The 18,966-nt window shown below is 73.9% G+C and carries 19 protein-coding genes and 1 riboswitch; of the genes, 14 read left to right on the top strand and 5 right to left on the bottom strand.

From position 1 onward, the window contains the following. Together IEY78_RS11625 and IEY78_RS11620 are read left to right on the top strand one after the other, a co-directional pair. A partial coding sequence (locus IEY78_RS11625; RefSeq protein ID WP_189097580.1) for a peptidoglycan-binding domain-containing protein occupies window positions 1-583 on the top strand: 583 nt, incomplete at its 5' end. A 244-nt stretch (window positions 584-827) separates the two neighbouring features. Further along, window positions 828-1,490, top strand: coding sequence for an HAD-IA family hydrolase (locus IEY78_RS11620; protein ID WP_189097579.1), 663 nt, complete (start codon window positions 828-830; stop codon window positions 1,488-1,490). 73 nt (window positions 1,491-1,563) lie between these two features. Here IEY78_RS11620 and IEY78_RS11615 read toward each other — a convergent pair whose 3' ends face one another. Beyond that, window positions 1,564-2,145: a TMEM165/GDT1 family protein gene (locus IEY78_RS11615; protein WP_189097578.1), complete on the bottom strand. Its 582-nt coding sequence runs from the start codon at window positions 2,143-2,145 to the stop codon at window positions 1,564-1,566. 221 nt (window positions 2,146-2,366) lie between these two features. After that, window positions 2,367-3,125, bottom strand: a complete 759-nt coding sequence (locus tag IEY78_RS11610) for an ABC transporter permease (RefSeq protein ID WP_189097577.1) — start codon at window positions 3,123-3,125, stop codon at window positions 2,367-2,369. A 207-nt stretch (window positions 3,126-3,332) separates the two neighbouring features. Between IEY78_RS11610 and IEY78_RS11605 the strand changes: the two genes are divergently transcribed. From IEY78_RS11605 to IEY78_RS11570, 8 genes are all read left to right on the top strand, one after another. Continuing rightward, on the top strand, window positions 3,333-3,977 hold the full coding sequence (locus tag IEY78_RS11605; protein WP_189097576.1) for an HNH endonuclease family protein: 645 nt from the start codon (window positions 3,333-3,335) through the stop codon (window positions 3,975-3,977). Between the two features lie 122 nt (window positions 3,978-4,099). Next, window positions 4,100-5,839 carry an alkaline phosphatase D family protein gene (locus IEY78_RS11600; RefSeq protein ID WP_189097575.1) on the top strand — a complete coding sequence of 580 codons (1,740 nt, stop codon included), beginning with the start codon at window positions 4,100-4,102 and terminating at the stop codon, window positions 5,837-5,839. 208 nt (window positions 5,840-6,047) lie between these two features. Continuing rightward, a complete protein-coding gene (locus IEY78_RS11595; protein WP_189097574.1) occupies window positions 6,048-8,039 on the top strand; it encodes an FAD/NAD(P)-binding protein in 1,992 nt (663 codons plus the stop codon). 80 nt (window positions 8,040-8,119) lie between these two features. Further along, window positions 8,120-8,584, top strand: a complete 465-nt coding sequence (locus IEY78_RS11590; RefSeq protein ID WP_189097573.1) for a DoxX family protein — start codon at window positions 8,120-8,122, stop codon at window positions 8,582-8,584. Between the two features lie 224 nt (window positions 8,585-8,808). Next, window positions 8,809-9,462, top strand: a complete 654-nt coding sequence (locus IEY78_RS11585) for a DedA family protein (RefSeq protein WP_189097572.1) — start codon at window positions 8,809-8,811, stop codon at window positions 9,460-9,462. A gap of 170 nt (window positions 9,463-9,632) precedes the next feature. Next, window positions 9,633-10,202: a GNAT family N-acetyltransferase gene (locus tag IEY78_RS11580; protein WP_189097571.1), complete on the top strand. Its 570-nt coding sequence runs from the start codon at window positions 9,633-9,635 to the stop codon at window positions 10,200-10,202. A 202-nt stretch (window positions 10,203-10,404) separates the two neighbouring features. Further along, the gene (locus IEY78_RS11575; RefSeq protein ID WP_189097570.1) at window positions 10,405-11,619 is read left to right on the top strand and encodes a methyltransferase; all 1,215 of its coding nucleotides are present in this window, start codon (window positions 10,405-10,407) and stop codon (window positions 11,617-11,619) included. 38 nt (window positions 11,620-11,657) lie between these two features. Beyond that, the gene (locus IEY78_RS11570; RefSeq protein ID WP_189097569.1) at window positions 11,658-12,314 is read left to right on the top strand and encodes a nucleoside/nucleotide kinase family protein; all 657 of its coding nucleotides are present in this window, start codon (window positions 11,658-11,660) and stop codon (window positions 12,312-12,314) included. On the opposite strand, the gene IEY78_RS11565 is transcribed toward IEY78_RS11570, so the two are convergent. Further along, the gene (locus tag IEY78_RS11565; RefSeq protein WP_189097568.1) at window positions 12,277-12,702 is read right to left on the bottom strand and encodes a hypothetical protein; all 426 of its coding nucleotides are present in this window, start codon (window positions 12,700-12,702) and stop codon (window positions 12,277-12,279) included. The genes IEY78_RS11570 and IEY78_RS11565 overlap by 38 nt on opposite strands. Window positions 12,703-12,846: 144 nt before the next feature. Between IEY78_RS11565 and IEY78_RS11560 the strand changes: the two genes are divergently transcribed. The 3 genes from IEY78_RS11560 (at window position 12,847) to nicT (ending at window position 15,975) form a co-directional block, all read left to right on the top strand. Further along, window positions 12,847-13,524: a MarR family winged helix-turn-helix transcriptional regulator gene (locus tag IEY78_RS11560; RefSeq protein ID WP_229699862.1), complete on the top strand. Its 678-nt coding sequence runs from the start codon at window positions 12,847-12,849 to the stop codon at window positions 13,522-13,524. Continuing rightward, window positions 13,521-14,369 carry an alpha/beta fold hydrolase gene (locus tag IEY78_RS11555; protein WP_189097567.1) on the top strand — a complete coding sequence of 283 codons (849 nt, stop codon included), beginning with the start codon at window positions 13,521-13,523 and terminating at the stop codon, window positions 14,367-14,369. The genes IEY78_RS11560 and IEY78_RS11555 overlap by 4 nt, the downstream gene beginning before the upstream one ends. A gap of 78 nt (window positions 14,370-14,447) precedes the next feature. Next, window positions 14,448-14,693: riboswitch (cobalamin riboswitch) on the top strand. Between the two features lie 31 nt (window positions 14,694-14,724). Then, complete coding sequence (gene nicT / locus IEY78_RS11550; RefSeq protein WP_229699869.1) at window positions 14,725-15,975, top strand: Nickel transporter NicT; 1,251 nt, start codon at window positions 14,725-14,727, stop codon at window positions 15,973-15,975. A gap of 211 nt (window positions 15,976-16,186) precedes the next feature. Here the strand turns inward: nicT and IEY78_RS11545 are convergent, their stop codons facing one another. Both IEY78_RS11545 and IEY78_RS11540 read right to left on the bottom strand, forming a co-directional pair. Beyond that, window positions 16,187-16,687 (bottom strand): VOC family protein, encoded by a 501-nt coding sequence (locus tag IEY78_RS11545; protein ID WP_189097565.1) that lies wholly within the window; start codon window positions 16,685-16,687, stop codon window positions 16,187-16,189. A 92-nt stretch (window positions 16,688-16,779) separates the two neighbouring features. Further along, window positions 16,780-17,331 carry a DoxX family protein gene (locus IEY78_RS11540; protein WP_189097564.1) on the bottom strand — a complete coding sequence of 184 codons (552 nt, stop codon included), beginning with the start codon at window positions 17,329-17,331 and terminating at the stop codon, window positions 16,780-16,782. 231 nt (window positions 17,332-17,562) lie between these two features. Between IEY78_RS11540 and IEY78_RS11535 the strand changes: the two genes are divergently transcribed. Continuing rightward, window positions 17,563-18,339, top strand: a complete 777-nt coding sequence (locus tag IEY78_RS11535) for a bestrophin-like domain (protein ID WP_229699861.1) — start codon at window positions 17,563-17,565, stop codon at window positions 18,337-18,339. Window positions 18,340-18,966: the final 627 nt, after the last annotated feature.

The following is an 18,966-nucleotide window of genomic DNA, read 5'->3' as shown; positions in this document are numbered from 1 at the left end:
CCGCGCCCGGCGGCCCCGGCTGCTGCTGGCCACCGGCGCCGCGGCCGCCGTCGCGGCGGCCCTGATCGGTACCGATGCGCTGTCCGGCGGCGCCCGGGACCGGGCGGCGCCGCCCGACCGGAGCACCGCCTCCCCCAGCGCCGCGCTCCCCACCGCCGACGCCCCCACCCCGAGCGGGACCGCCTCCTCCCCCGCCGCGCACCGCTCCCCGTCACCGGAGGCCACCGCCACCGGCCCGTCCTCGGCCACCGTGCTGCTCCCCGGCACCGGCCGACCCCGCACCCCCGCTCCCACCAGGGCGTCCGGCAGCGTCTCCGTCTCCCCCGGCAGCCCGACCCCCAGCGCGCCGCCCACCGGGGCGCCGGTGCTGCGCGAGGGGGCCGCCGGTCCGGAGGTGGCGGAGTTGCAGGAGCGGCTGCGGCAGCTGGGCCTGTACCAGGGCGCGGGCGGCGGCCGCTACGACGCCGAGGTGCGGGCCGCCGTCTCGCAGTACCAGCGGCGCTACGGGGTGACCGGCGATCCGGACGGCGTCTACGGGCCGCGGACGCGGGCGTCCCTGGAGGCCCGTACCGACCCGCCGTAGCCCCCGTGACGAGGGCGCTGACCGGGGCGGTTGTCGGCACCCCGAAACGTTTTGTATCGTGGTCAAACAAAGTGGTTCCGCCCGCACTCCCTGACCGGCGGGCGGAACCACTTGACCTTCTTCGCGGCCGGGCCCGCCGGCCGCACGCCCGCCAGGGGCCGCCGTCGAAGTCCCGCCGTTCGCCCGCAGGGCCGCGGGGCGGACGGGACTTCGCGGACACGACCTAGCGCCGAGGAGCCCGCCGATGACGGCCACCACCACGCTCACCGCCCGCGCGCTGCTGCTCGACATGGACAGCACCCTCGTGAACTCCGAGGCCGTCGTCGAGCGCTGCTGGCGGCGCTGGGCCGCCGAGCAGGGGCTGGACGCGGCCGAGGTGCTCGCCGTCGTCCACGGACGGCAGGGCTGGGCGACCATGGCCGCGCTGCTCCCGGACCGCCCGATGGAGCGCAACCTGGCGGACAACCGCCGGATGCTGGCGCAGGAGACCGCCGACATGGACGGCGTGGAACCGGTCCCCGGCGCACCCGCCTTCATGGCCGCCCTGGCCGGCCTCCCGCACGCCCTGGTGACCTCCGCCGACATCGCGCTCTCGGACGCCCGGATGGGCGCGGCCGGGCTGCCCATGCCGGAGGTGCGGATCACGGCCGAGAGCGTGGGCGCCAGCAAGCCCGACCCCGAGGGCTTCCTCAAGGGCGCCGCCGAACTGGGCTTCGCCCCGGAGGACTGCCTGGTCTTCGAGGACTCCGAGGCGGGCATCGAGGCGGGCCGGGCGGCCGGCATGCGGGTGATCGGCGTCGGCGACCGCGCCGCCGCCTTCGCCCCCACCGTGCAGGTGCGCGACCTGACCCAGGTCCGCGTCGAGGCCCGGGCGGACGGCGTGCTCGCCGTCCACCTCACGCGCTGAACTCACTGCACTCACAGGAGGGGGCGGAGCCCGGCAGGCTCGCCCCGGACCCGGCAGACCCGCCCGCCCCGCCTCAGCCCGCGATCGCCTCGTACAGGCTGAAGCCCGCCAGGACGAGCATCACGCACGCCGCGACCTTGGTGACGACCCGCAGCGGGACGTACTTCATGAGGGTGCGGCCGCCCAGGATGCCCAGGGCCGCCACGGCCCACAGGGCCAGCACGGCGCCGACGCCGACCGAGAGCGGGGCGTCGTAGCGGGCCGCGAGGTTGGCGGTCATGATCTGGGTCAGATCGCCGAACTCGGCGACCAGGATCATCATGAAGCCCGCCCCGGAGACCTTCCAGAAGCTCTGGTCGGCGGGCTTCTTCACCTCTTCCTCGTCGTCGTCCTTCCGGAAGAGCAGCACGGCGGTGCCCGCCAGGAAGAGGACACCGACCACGCCCTGCACCCAGCGGTGCGGAAGCAGGGTCAGCACGCTGCCCGCGGCGATGGCGAGCGCGACATGCACCAGGAAGGCCGCGGCCACACCGGCGAAGACGTACGAGGCGCGGTAGCGGGTGCCGAGCATCAGGCCGGCGAGAGCGGTCTTGTCGGGCAGTTCGGCGAGGAAGACGACGCCGAAGACGACGGCGGCGATGGTGAAGCTGAACACGGGGTGGCATACCTCGATCGGTCGGGCCGCACCAAAGAGGCCCGGGAAAGGGGTCGCTTCGGCACGGCAGCGTCAAACACTGCGGCCGAAGGTCTCGCTGGCGCCGTACGGTGCGTACGTCGCTCCGGGCGCCGGCTCGCCACGTCGTCACCGCGCGCTACGCGCTCCACCAGAGGTGGTCGGACGACGGGAGAGCATTATGTCGACGGTCCGGCAGAGAGCTACTCCCCTTCTGCTGCCCCCGAGGGTACGCGGTGCAGCCGCCCGCGCGCGACCAGCTCCAGCACCACCGCGCAGGCCGCCGCCTGCACCGCCAGCAGGGCGACCAGCACGAACAGCTGGACCGCTCCGGCCTGCACGGGCGAGGCGCCGCCCAGCAGCATGCCGACGAACGCGCCGGGGAGTGTGACCAACCCCACCGTCCGGGTCTGGTCGAGCCCCGGCAGCAGGGCGTCCGAGGCGGCCGGGCGGGCGACCTCCATCCGCGCCTCCCGGTCCAGGAGCCCCAGCGCGAGCCCCGCCTCGAACTCGCCGTGCCGCATCTCCAGCTCGTCCAGCGCCCGCCGCCCGCCCAGCACGGTGGCGGTCAGCGCGCCGCCGATCAGGATGCCGGTGACGGGGACGAGGCTCAGCCCGCGCGGCGGGACCAGCCCGGTGAGCAGCAGCAGGACGACGACCGGGACGGCCCCGGCGGCGATCGGGACGGCGGCCCACCACCAGGTGCGGTTCCGGGTGATGCGGCGGCCGGCGGTCCGTACCGCCACCGAGAACATCAGCAGCAGGAAGCACAGCAGCCACGGGAGCGCGTGCACCACCCAGCCGATGAGGTAGGAGACGGCGGCGAGTTGGGCGGCCGCGCGCAGTCCGGCGACGGCGATGGCGCGGGCATGGCCGAGGCGTGCCGCGGCGGCGAGGGCGACGGCGGCGATCAGCAGGACGGCGAGGACGACCCCGAGGGTGGCGTTGACCGGCAGCAGCACGCGCTCACTGTAGGGGCGCGGACGGGGGCGTACGCGCGGGAGCGGTTCAACCGGAGTGCCGCCCTGCGGTTCTGGCCACCCGTCAGCCCTTGAAGTGACGTGAGCATGTCGCCAGGCTGTTACCTGGTGCCCATCCCGTGGAAACCCCACGTCACCACCATGGGGCGGCACCGCACGGCAACTTCCCCCCACATACAGGGAGTTTCGATGGCAAAGGTCTACGCGCGTCGAGTTTCCATCGCCGCGGGCGCGGCCGCCGCTCTGGTCGGCACGCTGGTGTTCAGCGGCCAGTCCGCCCAGGCAGCGCCGCCCAGCCCCCCGGGCGCGGCCACCGCACGCAGCTATCTCGCCGCCCTCAAGGAGCAGCCCGAGGGCCCGCAGGACGGCTACAGCCGCGACAAGTTCCCGCACTGGATCGACCAGGGCAAGAACTGCAACACCCGCGAGGTGGTCCTCAAGCGGGACGGCACGAACGTGCAGCAGGACAGCGGCTGCGCGGCGGTGAGCGGCAAGTGGGTCTCGCCCTACGACGGGGCGACCTGGACCAAGGCGGACGACCTCGACATCGACCATGTCGTACCGCTGTCCGAGGCGTGGAAGTCGGGCGCCGCGCAGTGGACCACCGCGCGCCGCCAGGAGCTGGCCAACGACCTCACCCACTCCCAGCTGATCGCCGTCACCGACAACCTCAACCAGGAGAAGGGGGACAAGGACCCGGCGAAGTGGCTGCCGCCGAAGACCTCGTACCGCTGCGAGTACGCGCGGATGTGGGTGTGGGTCAAGCATGAGTACGGCATGACCGCGGACTCCGCCGAGAAGGCCGCGCTGAAGAAGATCCTCGACGGCTGCTGAGCCCTCCCTCCCGGCGCCCGCCCGGCCGGCCGGACCGCTCCGGCCGGCGGGCGCGCCGCCACCCGGCTGACGCCCCGCGCGGTGTGCTCCTATCCTCTGACCCACGACAAGGGGAGGCGCCGATGGCCGGACTGCGTTTGGGACCGCTGCTGCGGTACGTCGATGCCACCAGCGCGACCGTGTGGGTGGAGACCGACCGGCCGTGCGAGGTGCGGATCCGCTGCGACGGCGGGGCGCACGGCGCGGAACGCACCTGGCAGGTGGCCGGGCACCACTACGCGCTGGTCCCGGTGACCGGTCTGGCGCCCGGCAGCGAGACGCCCTACCGGGTGCTGCTGGACGAGCCGGGAGCACCGCCCGGCGGTGGCGGGGAGCAGGTCTGGCCGCCACCCGGCAACCCCTTCCCCGCGAGCACCCTCCGCACCCTGCCCGCCTCCCCGGAGCAGCCGCTGCGCTTCGCCTTCGGCTCGTGCCGCTGGTCCGCGACGCCGTCGGACGTCTCGCACGACCCGGTCGGCCCGGACGCCCTGGACGCCCTCGCCGCCGCCCTCGCCGCCGACCCCGCCCGCCAACGCCCGGACGTGCTGCTGCTGTTGGGCGACCAGGTCTACGCCGACCAGACCTCCCGGGCCACCGCACGTGTACTGGCCGACCGCCGCGATGTCACCGAGCCGCCGTGGACGCAGGTAGCCGACTACGAGGAATACACCCACCTCTACTACGAGTCCTGGCTCGACCCGCGGGTCCGGTGGCTGCTGTCCACGGTCCCCAGCTGCATGGTCTTCGACGATCACGATGTGATCGATGACTGGAACACCTCGGCGGCCTGGCTGGCCCGGATGCGGGCGACCCCGTGGTGGCGCGAGCGGATCCTCGGCGGTCTGATGTCGTACTGGGTGCACCAGCACCTGGGCAATCTGGCGCCCGCGGAACTGGCCGCCGACGCGCTGTACGCCCGGGTGCGGGCCGCCGAGGACGGCACGGACCTGGTACGGGAGTTCGCGGCCGCCGCGGACCGCGATCCGGCGGGCGTGCGCTGGAGCTACCGCCGGGACTTCGGCCGGGTGCGCCTGGTCATGATCGACACCCGGGCCGGCCGCGTCCTGGAGGAGGGCGGCCGCGCCATGCTCGACAAGGCCGAGGGCGAGTGGCTGCGGCAGGCGGTGCTGGAAGGGCGCGGCGGCTACGACCATCTGCTGCTCGGCAGTTCGCTGCCCTGGCTGCTGCCGCACCTCGTCCATGCCGCCGAGGGCTGGAACGCCGCGCTGTGCGCCGGTGCGCGCGGCCCGCGCTGGGCCCGGCGCAGCGAGTTCCTGCGCCAGCGCGCCGACCTGGAGCACTGGGCGGCGTTCCCCGAGTCGTTCGCCGCGCTCCACGAGCTGATCGCGGAGGCGGGCTCGGGCGACCGGGCGCCGGCGACGGTCTGTGTGCTGTCCGGGGACGTGCACCACGCCTATGTGGCCGAGCCGCGGCGGCGCGGCCCCGGACCGCACCCCGCGAGCCGGGTGCTGCAGTTGACCTGCTCGCCCGTCCACAACAGCATTCCCGGCGTGCTGCAGGCCGGTTTCCGCTTCGGCTGGAGCCGCCCGGGGCGGTGGCTGGGCAAGCTGCTGGCCCGGCACGGGCGGCTGCCCCGGCCGCCGGTGAAGTGGCGGCGCACGGGCGGCCCGTGGTTCGGCAACCAGCTGATGACGCTGACGCTGGCGGGCCGTGCGGCGCGGCTGGCCCTGGATCAGGCCCGCCGGGAGCGGTCGGGCGGTGTCCGACTCGATACGGTCTGGCGCGCCGAGGTGGCCGCTGCCCGCCCTGACGGGGAATCCACCGGTGCGGGCGGTCCGGTACCGGGGACGGAACGGCCGTAGGGCGGAGGAGGCGGGCGGTCCGGCGTCCGTGAACGGCCGGCGCCGCGCTGCGGGGGCAACCGGAGGGGTGTCGTCCGGTGCCGCACCCCGGTGTCGCGGCCGGGCCCGGGGCGGTGATGATAGGGCGCGTCTTTGCCCGTCGCCCGCACCCGGGCGGCCCGGCGCCCCGGGGGTGCCGGCCGTCCGCCGCTTCAGGGAGGGCCTGTCCATGGCCGCCGACCGTCTCGCCGATCGCCCCCGGTCCGCCCTCGCCCTGGTGGGCGCCGGACCGCGCGGCACGAGCGTGCTGGAGCGGCTCTGCGCCTCGGCCGCCGAACTGGCCCCGGGCACCGCGCTGACCGTCCATGTCATCGACCCGGCCCCGCCGGGCGCCGGGCAGGTGTGGCGCACCGCCCAGCCGTCCGAGCTGCTGATGAACACGGTGGCCTCGCAGATCACGCTGTTCACCGACGACAGCGTCGAGTGCGCCGGCCCGATATCCCCCGGGCCGAGCCTGTACGACTGGGAGGGCTGCGGGGTCGGCCCGGACGACTATCCGGGGCGGGCGCTGTACGGCCGCTATCTGGAGTGGGTCTTCCGCCGCACGGTGCGCACCGCTCCCCCCGGGGTGACGGTGGTGACGCACCGGGCCCGGGCCGTGCGGCTGACCGAGGCGCCCGACGGTGCGCAGTCGCTGGCCCTCGACGACGGCCGGACGCTGGACGGCCTGGCGGCGGTGGTCCTCGCCCAGGGCCATCTGCCGACCGCACCGGACGACGAGCAGCGGCGGCTGGCCGACCACGCCGCCGGGCACGGTCTGGACTATCTGCCGCCGGCCAACCCCGCCGACCTCACCGCCGAGCTGGCGGCGCTGGCCCCGGGCCGCCCGGTACTCCTTCGCGGCCTGGGCCTCACCTTCTTCGACCACATGGCGCTGCTGACGACGGGCCGCGGCGGCCGGTTCGTCCGCCGCGAGGACGGGACGCCGGTGTATCTGCCGTCCGGCCGGGAGCCGCGGCTCTACGCGGGCTCCCGCCGCGGCATCCCGTACCACGCACGCGGCGACAACGCGAAGGGCGCTCATGGCCGCCATCTGCCGCTGCTGCTCACACCGGACGTCACCGCGGCGTTCCGCAAGCGCGCCGACTCCGGCGACCGCCCCGACTTCCTGGCGGAGGTCTGGCCCCTGGTGGCCAAGGAGGTGGAGGCGGTCTACTACGAGGCGCTGCTCGCGGGGCAAGGCGCGGGCGGCGAGCGGGTGCACCGGTTCCGGGAGCGGTTCCTGGCCGCCGCGCACCGCGGTCCCGAGGAGGCCGCCGCCCTGGACGCCTTCGGCATCGCGCCGGCCGCGCGCTGGGACTGGGACCGCCTGGCCCGGCCGCACGCGGAGCGGTCCTTCGCCGACCGCGCGGCCTTCCGCGCCTGGCTGCTGGACCATCTGCGCACGGACATCGCGCACGCCCGGCAGAACAATGTGTCCGGCCCGGTCAAGGCGGCCCTCGACGTCCTGCGGGATCTGCGCAACGAGCTGCGGCGGATCGTCGACCACGGCGGGCTGGCCGGCACCTCCCGCCGGGACCATCTGGACCGCTGGTACACCCCGTTCAACGCCTTCCTGTCCATCGGTCCGCCGCGGCGCCGGATCGAGGAGATGACCGCGCTGATCGAGGCGGGGGTGCTGGACGTGATCGGCCCGCGGATGGCGGTCCGGCCCGGCACCGCCGACGGCGGCGGGCCCGGTTTCACCGCCCGTTCCCCGGAGGTGGCGGGGTCGGAGGTGACGGCGGCGGCCCTGATCGAGGCACGGCTGCCGGAGCCGGACCTGCGGCGCACCGGGGATCCGCTGCTGGCCCGGCTGCTGGCCGACGGCGACTGCCGTCCGCACACCGTGGACGGCTACGAGACGGGCGGGCTCGATGTGTCGCCGAGCCCGTTCCACCTGATCGGGGCCGACGGCCGGCCCCATCCGCGGCGGTTCGCGGTGGGGGTGCCGACGGAGGGCGCGCACTGGGTGACGGCGGCCGGGGCCCGCCCCGGGGTGGGGTCGGTCACCCTCGCCGACACGGACGCGGTGGCGCGGGCGGCGCTGCGGGCCGCGGTCGCGGGCGGGCACACGGCCTCCGGGGCGGGCACCGGCACGGCCTCCGGGGCGGGCGGGGACACGGTTCCGGCTGCCCGAGCGGCGGCTTCTGGCCAAAGGTCCGGTATGGCCAGAGGTTGAACTTGCAAGTACTGATTAGGTGTCCCTAACCTGTGCCTCCAGCGGTTACCCGTCCCCGAAAAAACCGTAGGAGCCCCCACATGTCCGTACCCCTGGACGCATTCCTCCAGAGATGCACCCCGCACGTCCTCGCCGTCTTCCGCGTCGTCGTCGGGCTGCTCTTCGCCTGCCACGGCGCGTCCTCGCTCTTCGGTGTCCTCGGCGGCGCCATGGGCCAGGGCGGCACCGTCCCCACCGGCAGCTGGCCGGGCTGGTACGCCGCCGTGATCCAGCTGGCCGGCGGCCTCCTGGTGATCTTCGGCCTGGGCACCCGCCCCGCGGCCCTGCTCAGCTCCGGCTCGATGGCGTACGCCTACTTCTCCACCCACCAGGGCACGGCGCTGTGGCCGATCCAGAACGGCGGCGAGGCGGCCGCGATGTTCGCCTGGGCCTTCCTGCTGGTCTTCTTCACCGGCCCCGGCTCCTGGGCGCTGGACCGGGTCTTCTTCGGCGCGCGCACCCGGACGGCGGCCCCGGTCGCTCAGCAGGAGCCGTCCACCGTCTGACGCACCGTCCCCGGCGCACCCCGGCGCCCGCATGTCCCCCGGCCCGCACGGCTTCCCCGCCGTGCGGGCCGTGCGGTGTCCCCGGCCCGTACGCCTGGGTCTTTGCGCCCCGTCCACCCACCCGGACGGGGCGCGAAGACCCAGGCGTACGCTGTATGGCTGAAGGGCCGCCCCTGCCGCACACCGAGCGACGTCGCGGCGGGGTTCGGACCAGGAGTGGGACGTTGTTGGAAAGCCTGGGGTCCCTCAGCGGCACCCCGTGGGTGTATGTGGTCGTCAGCTGCTCGATCGTGCTCGATGTCTTCGTCCCGATCCTGCCGAGCGGGATCCTGGTGATCGCCGCGGCCACCACCTCCGCCGACGCCGGCGGTGCCGCGCACGCGGTCGGCCGGGTCGAAGCCGCGTCCGTCCACGACGGCGCCCATCTGGCCGGGGTGTTCGCGCTGCTGCTGTGCGCCGCCACCGCCTCCGTCCTCGGCGACATGGTCGCCTACCGGCTCGCCTGGCGCGGCGGCGACCGCTTCGACCGCGCCATAGGCCGCTCCCGCCGGCTGACCGCGGCGCAGCGGCGGCTCGGTACCGCGCTGAGCCGGGGCGGCGGCATCGTCGTCGTCCTGGCCCGCTTCGCACCCGCCGGACGGTCCGTGGTCAGCCTGGGCGCCGGGGTCGCCCACCGCACGGTCCGCGAGTTCCTGCCCTGGTCCGCGCTGGCCGGTCTGGCCTGGGCCGCCTACAGCGTGAGCCTGGGCTACTTCGGCGGCCAGTGGCTCGGCACGTCCTGGGTCAGCACGGCCCTCTCGGTCGCCGCCCTCTTCGCCGCCGGCTCGGCCGCCGCCTTCCTGATGCGCCGCCGCCCGGAACGGCCCGTTACGCATTGAGGGGCGGCCGGGGACGGGTCCCGGTAGCGGGTCCGTTGACGGGTCCGGGGACGGGTCCGTTTTGGCGCTGCCGTTGCGGCACCCGGGGCGCGTCCGTCCCGCCGCCGAGGCCCGTCGACGCACCGAAATCCGCTGGCCGGGCGCCGGACCCCGGTGCGACGATGACGCGCATGAGCGGCACCGGCACACCCGACGGAGCGCACGGTCACGAGGACGACCCCGGCGCCCCCGGCGTCTGGCGACCGCGCCCCGAGACCACCGCCGACCGGCCGGCCGTCCGCCGCGTCCACCTCGCCGCCTTCGAGACGCCCGGGGAGGCCGACCTCGTGGAGGCGCTGCGGCGCGACCCGGCGGCCTGGCTGCCGGGGCTGTCCTGGGTCGCCGACGCACCGGACGGCACCCCGGCCGCCCATGCCCTGCTGACCCGTTGCCAGGTCGGCGAGGAGCTCGCCGTGGCGCTCGCTCCCTGCGCGGTGCTGCCCGCGTATCAGCGGTGCGGTGCGGGTGCGGCGGTGATCCGGGCGCTGCTGGCGGCGGCGCGGGCGGCCGGCGAGCGGACCGCGATCGTGCTCGGCCACCCGTCGTACTACCCGCGCTTCGGCTTCGTACCGGCCGCCTCCCGGTACGGCATCCTGCCCCCGCAGCCCTGGCCGGAGGAGGCCTTCCTGGCGCTCTCCCTGGACGGCTCCCCGCCCCCGCGCGGCACGGTGCGCTACGCCGCGGCGTTCGGCACCGGCTGACGCGCGAAGGAGGCGAGGCCCGCAGCCGGGGCAGAGGGGAGCAGAGGGGGCCCCGATCCGGAGTAAAATCGTCCGGCACACCCACCACACCACCCCCTCCCCGTCTCGTGTGAGCCGTTCGTCGCTCCCCGGACGCCGGACCGGGACCGCTCCCCGGGGCGGCGCCCCGGCGGGGTCCGCCCACACACACGAAGGCACCTCGGTGAACCAACCGCCGGTCGTCGAATGGACCGAGGCCGACCAGGCCCGTTCCGCCCGTTGGCGCTCCGAGAACGGCGCCCCGCCGCCCCGCCGCGTCGTCATCGCCGACGACCGGACGAAGGCCGACGACGCCTACAAGCTCGCCTGCGAGGGCACCGCTCTGTTGTGGCGCGGCGACTTCCACAACGCCCGCCAGCTGCTGACGGCGATGACCCGCCGCATCGACCGCCGTCCCCGCAGGACGCCGCCCGCCGATGTCACCCAGGCGTTCCACCAGCACCGCGCCGCGCAGAACCAACGCGCCCGCATCCTGGGCATGCTGCTGGTCCCGCTCGATGCCACCCTCGCCGTCCCGCTGCACCGCGCCCCCGACGTCCGCGAGGCCTGCGCCCGGGCGTACGGCCCCGCCGAGCCCGCCCGCGAGGAGGCTGCGCCCGAGGCCGCCGAGGGCGCGGATCCGACCGCCTCCCTGGTCTCGCTGCGCGAGCTGCTCGGCCTCATCGGCGCGAACGAATGGCGCCGCAAGGGCGTCGATATCCCGGCGCTCGGCGGCGACCGCATCCACCCCCACTACGGCGTGTTCTCCCCGGCCCGCGGCGAGTACGTCGACCTGGTGGCCGAGGCCCCGCTGCCCTCCCGGGAGCTGGCGTTCGACATCGGCACCGGCACCGGCGTGCTGGCCTCGGTCCTCGCCCGGCGCGGGGTGCGCCGGATCGTGGCCACCGACCAGGACCCGCGGGCGCTGGCCTGCGCCCGCGAGAACACCCAACGGCTGGGCGTCGCCGGACAGGTGGAGGTGGTCGAGGCCGACCTGTTCCCGGCCGGCCGCGCCCCGCTGGTCGTCTGCAACCCCCCGTGGGTGCCCGCGAAACCGACCTCCCCCGTGGAGCACGCGGTGTACGACCCGGGCAACCGGATGCTGCTCGGCTTCCTCAGCGGTCTCGGGGCGCATCTGACGCCGGACGGCGAGGGCTGGCTGATCCTCTCCGACTTCGCCGAACACCTCGGCCTGCGTGCGCACACCGCACTCCTCGACGCCATCGCCGCCGCCGGTCTGACGGTCCTGGAGCGCCTCGACATCACCCCCCGCCATCCGCGCGCCCGCGACACCTCCGACCCGCTCCACGTGGCCCGCGCCGCCGAGGTCACGTCCCTGTGGCGCCTGGGATGCGCGGACGGGGACGCGTCCGACTCCCGCCGGGACGGGGAGGGTTAAGAGCCTCGCCCCACCCGCTCAGGCACGATGGAGGCCTCATGGATCTCCCGTACCTCCTCTCCCGCGCCCGCGGCCTCACCGCCTCCGCGACGCCCGGCCGCCGCCCGCTGCTCGGCATCACCGGCCCGCCCGGGGCCGGGAAATCCACCCTCGCCGCCCATCTCGTGGCCGGGCTGGCCGGTCAGGCGGCGCTGGTGCCGATGGACGGCTTCCATCTCGCCGAGGCGGAGTTGCGCCGACTGGGCCGCACGGACCGCAAGGGCGCGCCGGACACCTTCGACCCCGCCGGCTACGCGGCGCTCCTGGCCCGCCTGCGCTCCCCCGAACCGGACACCGCCGTCTACGCCCCGGCCTTCGACCGCCGCATCGAGGAGCCCGTCGCCGGCAGCATCCCCGTCGCCCCCCACCTCCCGCTGATCGTCACGGAAGGCAATTACCTCCTGCTCGACACCGCCCCGTGGTCACGGGTGCGCGCGCTGCTCGACGAGGTCTGGTACGTGGAACTGGACGGCGCGGAGCGGATCCGGCGGCTGGTCGACCGGCATGAGCGTTTCGGACGCACCCGGGCCGACGCCGAGCGGTTCGTGCACACCTCGGACGAGGCCAACGCCCGCGTCGTGGCGGCCACCCGCGCACGCGCCGACCTCGTCGTCACCTTCACCCGCGACGAGGCCCCGCCCCCCGAGGGCGAGTAGGTCCCTTCCGGGCTTCTTGCTTCTGCCCGTCGGCGAGCAGCCCGGCCACCGACAGGGCGCCCCAGCCGACCGACACCGCCACCGCCCCCACCCGGCGGGCGCGGCCCGGCAGCGTCGCTCCGAGCAGCACCGCGTCCCCGAAGTCCGCCGCGATGCGCACATATGCGGCGGTACGCAGCGCCGGCCCGTCCGGAGCCAGCGCCATGGCCAGCCCGCTCACCGCGTCCCGCCAGGCCAGCGGACGCAGCGAGGTGCGGACCTCCGGCGCGGTCCGCCCGCCGTCACCGGCCAGCCCCGAGGGCCGGGCCAGCAGCCCGGGCGCCGCCGCCACCGCCACCCCGTACGCCGCCGTGGCCACTCCGACCGCACGCAGCAAAGAGACCTTCATCCACTGTCCGCCCTTTCCATTTTCGCCCACAGATCACACGAGTCCCTCCGGACTCACTTCTTCCCTCCGGACTCACTTTCCTCCTCAACTCCTTTCCGCGGCGGCCCCCTTCCCAAACGACATCAACGGTGTCAGCATGACACCATGAGTGTCATCGAGGGGGAATCCATGAAGACCGCACAGCACATCACCGGGCACATCACCGAGCAGACCGCCGAGCCCGACATCGAGCGCGATGACGAACGCACCACCGCACGGGACCGCGACGAGGCGCCCGCGCCGGTCGAAGAACTGTTGTACGGCGTCATCCGGCGCCTGTGGCCGCTGCACCGCAGGGTCGTGCGCGCGGTGGAACGCGAACTGACCGGCACGGGCCTGACCGCCGGCGAACACGCGCTGCTGGACGCGCTGCACAGCGAAGGCCCTCGGACCGTCCCGCAGTTGGCGCGCGCGATGGACCTCGACCGGCAGCCGGTGCAGCGCTGGGTGAACCACGCCGTCGAACTGGGCCTGGCAGTGACGGCCCCCAACCCGGCGCACCGCCGCTCGTCCCTGATCCGGCTCACGACCGAAGGCGCGGCGGCGATACGCGGGATCCAGCGCTTCGAGTCGGCGGACCTGCACCGGCGGCTGGCCGACCTGCCCGCCGCGGACCTCCGCACCGCACTGCGCGTCCTCGACCGACTCGGTGAGGAATTCCGGCACCTCGGGAACGGCTCGCACGTTCCACCGGAGGAAACCGACAGTCGAGGCAATCAAGACGGCAGTCGCATCCAGCCCAGCTCCCCGCATCCGACGCACAAAGGACGGATCAGAGAATGACCCGCAGAATCACCGCCTGGTCCGAGATCGACAACGGCATCGTGCCGGTCGAGGAGGGTGAGCTGTTCTACGAGACGGCGGGCGAGGGTCCCGCGGTGGTGCTGCTGCACGGCGCGATGCTCGACCAGCACATGTGGGACGAGCAGTTCGCCTGGCTGGTGAACTCCGGCCTGCGCGCGATCCGTTACGACTTCCGCGGCCACGGCCTGTCCTCCACGGTGGCCGGGGACTACGCCCACCACGAGGACCTCTGCGCACTCCTCGACGCCCTCGACGTCCCCCGTGCCGTCCTGGTGGGCCTCTCCCACGGAGCCCGGGTCGCGCTGGACACCGCCCTCGCCCGCCCCGACCGGGTGGCGGCCCTGGCGCTCGCCTCCCCCGGGATCAGCGGCCGTGCCTTCACCGACCCCTTCCTCCTGGCGCACATCAAGGAACAGGTGGCGGCGATCGGTGCGGCGGACGGCACGGAGCGCTATATCGAGCACTTCCTGCGGATGTGGGTGGATGGGCCGCATCGCGAACCGTCCGCGGTGCACCCGGGATTCCGCGAGCGGATGCGCGCCTCGGCCGAGGCCAATGTGGAGGTGCATGCCGAGGAGCGGGGAGCCGGGATGTCCCTGGAGGTCGGTGCCGCCGGGCGGCTGGCGGAGGTCCGGGTGCCGACGGTCGTGTTCGACGGCGATCTCGACAGCAGCGACATCTCCGCCAACGCCCATGCGATAGCGCTGTCCGTCCCCGGCGCCCGCAGGATCCGGATACCGGGCGCGGGCCATATGGTCAATCTGGAGAACACCGCGCTCTTCGACCAGGAGCTGCATGCCTTTCTCTGCTCCCTGGATTGGTGAGGACCGGCTTTCCGGCGGGCCCCCGCTCCCGCCCGTTCCCGGACCCGCCCCATGGACCGCACCCCTCCCCCACGGCGGTTAGAGTGGCCGGGCCGTGGTGTTCGGGAAGACCGGTGACGGACCTCGAGGTCCCAGTCCGGAGCGGCCCTCGCCACTGTGATCGGGGAGTTTCCACCCCTTCCGCAGGCGCATGATGCCCTGCGGCGCCACTGACCGCAGCCCGCGGCCGGGAAGGCGGGGGCGGACGCGCACACCCTCCCTCAGCTCTTGAGGAGCAGGGAGGTACCCCCAAGCCAGGAGACCGGCCACGGCATCTCACGAACTGATCCACGAGGTGCTGGAGCGTGACCGCCGGATGGCCCTGTCCACCGATACCCCGACCACCCCTGCCCCCGGCGCGTTCCGCTGGCGCCGGCAGGACACCCTGCGTACCGCGGGCCTGATGGCCGTCATAGCCGGGCTGCACGTCGTCGCCTTCGGCGTGCTCTTCCTCCTGGTGGTCCCCGAGCACTACACCGTCGGCAGCCGGGCTTTCGGCGTCGGACTGGGCGTCACCGCGTACACCCTCGGCATGCGGCACGCCTTCGACGCCGACCACATCGCCGCCATCGACAACACCACCCGCAAGTTGATGGCCGACGGCAAGCGGCCGGTCTCCGTCGGCTTCTGGTTCGCGCTCGGCCACTCCAGCGTGGTCGTCGCGATGGCCGCGCTCGTGGCGGGCGGCGCCCAGCTCGCCGGCATCCTGCTCAACGACGAGTCCCGCACGCACCAGATCCTGGGCACGGTCGGCACCACCGTCTCGGGGACGTTCCTCTACCTCATCGCCGCCCTCAACCTCATCGCGCTGTCCGGCATGTGGCGGGTCTTCCGCGGGATGCGCAACGGCCGCTACGACGAGGCCGAACTGGAGCGGCAGCTGGACGCGCGCGGCTTCATGAACCGCTTCCTGGGGCGGTTCACCCGCTCCGTCACCCGCCCCGGCCAGATGTTCCCGCTCGGCTTCCTCTTCGGCCTCGGCTTCGACACCGCGACCGAGGTGACCCTGATGGTGATGGCGGGCAGCGGCGCCGCGGCCGGTCTGCCCTGGTACGCGATCCTGTGCCTGCCGCTGCTGTTCGCCGCCGGCATGAGCCTGTTCGACACCCTCGACGGCACGTTCATGAACTTCGCCTACCAGTGGGCGTTCTCCAACCCGGTACGCAAGGTCTACTACAACATCGCCATCACCGGTCTCTCGATCGCCGTCGCCTTCTTCATCGGCACGATCGAGCTGGTGACGGTGCTGCACGACAAGCTCGCCCTCAGCGACCCGCTGACCGGCTGGGTGTCCGGCCTCGACCTGGACAACGTCGGCTTCCTCATCGTCGGCCTGTTCGTCGCGGTGTGGGCCGTGGCGCTGACGTACTGGCGGCTGTCCGGCGTCGAGAAGCGCTGGACGGAGCGAGCCGAGCGCGCCCGATCCCAGCAGGCACAGCGGACACAACAGGAACAGCAGACACCGCCGGAGGGGCGGACCCGGCCGGACGGTCACGCGGGGCCGGACGCGCGGACGGCGCCCGAGAACCTAACGGCACCGGAGAACCGGGCCCCCTCCGACGTCTGAACCGGGCGCCTTCGGACGCCTGAACCGGGCGCCGTCGAACGCCTGAAGCCCTCGGGCGTCCGAACCCCTCGGGCGTCCGAACCCCTCGGACGCCTGAAACCCTCCGACGTCCGAACCGGCGAGGAAGCCCGAGGCGCCGGGGAAGCCCGATCAGGACCGGGCCACCCCGGCGGACAGGCGCAACCCGTCCCCCCACCACCAGGCGCTCACCTCAAGTGGCAGACCCCGCCGCCGCCCCCGTCGCCAGGTCCGGACCCCAGCGGTCCAGTGCCGCCGACAGATCGAGCGGCAGCAGCCGGTCCGGCTGGTCCGGGCCCGGCCAGTCCTCCCGCGGGACCCGCCACATCACCTCGAACTCGTTGCCGTCCGGGTCCTTGGCGTACAGCGACTTCGCCACCAGGTGGTCGCTGGCGCCCAGCACGGCGCCCCGCTCCGCGAGCCGGACCCGTGTGGCGACGAGTTCGCCGAGCGTGCCGACCTCCCAGGCGAGGTGGTAGAGCCCGACCCGTCCCGCTTCGGGTCCGGGAGCCCCGGCGCCCACGGCGAACAGCCCCAGGTCGTGATCGTTGAGCGAGTCCGGGGCGCTGAGGAAAGCGGCCCGCCCCGGCACCTCGACATCCACCGTGAGCCCGAGGGTCTCGGTGTAGAAGGCGACGGACCGCGCCACCTCACGTACGTAGAGCACCGCGTGGTTGAGACGTCGTACCGACATGACCCTGCTCTCCGCTTCTTCCGCCGCGGCACCACCGTGGTGCCGCCCCGCTCCCCGTTCCCGGCCCGGCTCCCGCTGCCCGCCGGCCGGTGTCACTTCCGGACCATGAGCACCACACCCGCCACGACCACCGCCAGCACCAGCGCGGCCACGCCGCGGACCGGCCGGTGGACCCGCAGACCGGGCAGGAAGCGGTCGGCGGCGAAACGGCCGGGGCCGGTCAGCGCGAGCGCCGCCGCGCCGATGGTCAGCAGCAGCTCGTACTCCACACCCTTGGGCGCGAAGAAGCCCCCGCCCCACTTCACGGCCAGGGCGTTGATCATCGTGCCGACGACCGCCGCGGCGGCGAGCGGGGTGAGCAGCCCGACCGCCAGCCCGAGCCCGCCGAGCGTCTCGCTCAGCCCGGCGACGACGGCCATCGTCCGGCCGGCCGGATAGCCGCTCATCGTGAAGAACTGCCCGGTCCCGTCCAGCCCCGGCCCGCCGAACCAGCCCAGCAGCTTCTGGGCGCCGTGGGCCGCCATGGTCAGCCCGAGCGCCAGCCGCAGCACGAGCAGCCCGGCGTCATGGCCGTACGCGGCGGACTGCTCGCGCCTCGGAACGGCGAGGCGGGAGGACTCAAGAGTGCTGAGGGGGGACGTCATGAAGCGCGCTCTTTCCCGGATCGACGACCGGCCCGCGAACCCACGGACCAGTTACTTGAAACTTCAAGTCACCCTCCCGACGATACACAGCACCCCTGCGGCGAACAACAGTCACTCGGCACACCGGGCGGGCGAAGAGGCGTGTCCGCAGCCCGGCGCGTTCGTTGGCCACCGCGCCGGTGGTGGGGGTGTGGAGTACGTCAGGAGCGTGAGGCAGTGGCCCGTTGGTTCGTGAGCAACGTTCCGGCCTGGTTGCTGCTGACCGGGCTCGTCCTCGTGATCAGCGGCGGCACGGCGGCCGTCCAGGTCCTCGTCCGGCGCCGCTTCCCCCACCTCCGGGCGGGCGGCCGCAACGAGGTGGCCCAGTTCGTCTACCCCGTCGTCGGCCTGGTCTACGGGTTCCTCATGGGCTTCATGGTCCTCGCCCTCTGGGGCCAGGTGACCACCGCGGACCAGACGACCCGGGCCGAGGGCGCCGCGGCGGTGCAGCTGGCCAGGAGCGCCGATGCGTTCGGCAAGCCCGAGGCCGCACGGATCCGGCAGAACCTGGTGGAGTACGGACACGCGGCGACGGCCGAGTGGCCGCGCGCCTCGAAGGGCCGCACCACGCCCGCAGCCGAGGACGCACTCCACCGCCTGCACACCACCTACGAGAGCATCACGCCGCGCAACGACTCCCAACGCGCCTTCCTCACCGGCTCCCTCGCCTCCCTGCGCGACCTCACCGCCGCACGCGCCCAGCGCCTCCTCCAGGCACGCACCAACACCGGCCCGCCCTTGGCCCTCTGGCTGGTGATCTTCCTGAACAGCGGCCTGGTCCTCGGCTTCTCCGTCGTCTTCGACGCCCAGCAACCGCGCCTCCACTACGGCATGGTCGCCGCGGTGAGCATCCTCGTGGCCGCCAACCTCTTCCTCATCGCCGAACTCGCCTACCCCTACCTCGGCGAATTCGCCACGTCACCGGCCCCCTTGGGCGCGGACTTCCCGGTCCTGTCGGCGCTCGGCTAGCCGAGGCGGCCGAACGCCGTGAGCCGGGGCCACGGTGCGGTGTTGCGCTTCGTCGGCCGCGGCCAGGCCGCCCCGAGCCGTACGGGAGATCGTGGACCACAGCCGGATGGCGATCATGGTCCGCGGTCGCGAGGAGCGCGTAGCGGCGCGTCGTGCGAGGCACGCGGCGTGAGGCGGGAGCCGGACGGGGCAGCCGGCGGGGCGAAGCCGGGTTCGACGGCTGCGGCCGGTGGTGTCCATTCCGGAGCGAAAAGACCCCCTACCGTGATCGACAGGGGGTCTTTTTACTGGTGGGCACAACAGGATTCGAACCTGTGACATCTGCCCGGTAAGCATCCGGTCAGGCAGCTGACCTGCATAAACACCGCCTACACCACGTCTGGCCTGGAGAAAAACTCCCCCGTAGTTCTCACACGTTCCCGGTGCTTCCCGCCCTCATGTGTACTGAATCCGTTCCGCGAGGCGCCCCGCCTAACCGGCCTTCACCCGCCATTTGAGGCTCGGCCCTACAAGCCGTGCAGATCGAAGCCCCTGGGCCCGTACCGGCAATCGAGGGATCAACACGTGGCACGGTTGAAGCCTGACGGGCGCATAGATTAGGTTCCTCCCGCCCGCCTCGGAAGCGGC

The sequence above is a fragment of the Streptomyces kronopolitis genome (assembly GCF_014646275.1).
Lineage (GTDB): Bacteria > Actinomycetota > Actinomycetes > Streptomycetales > Streptomycetaceae > Streptomyces > Streptomyces kronopolitis.
The sequence above is the reverse complement of the archived record's forward strand: the minus strand, read 5'-3'. Positions and strand labels throughout refer to the sequence as shown.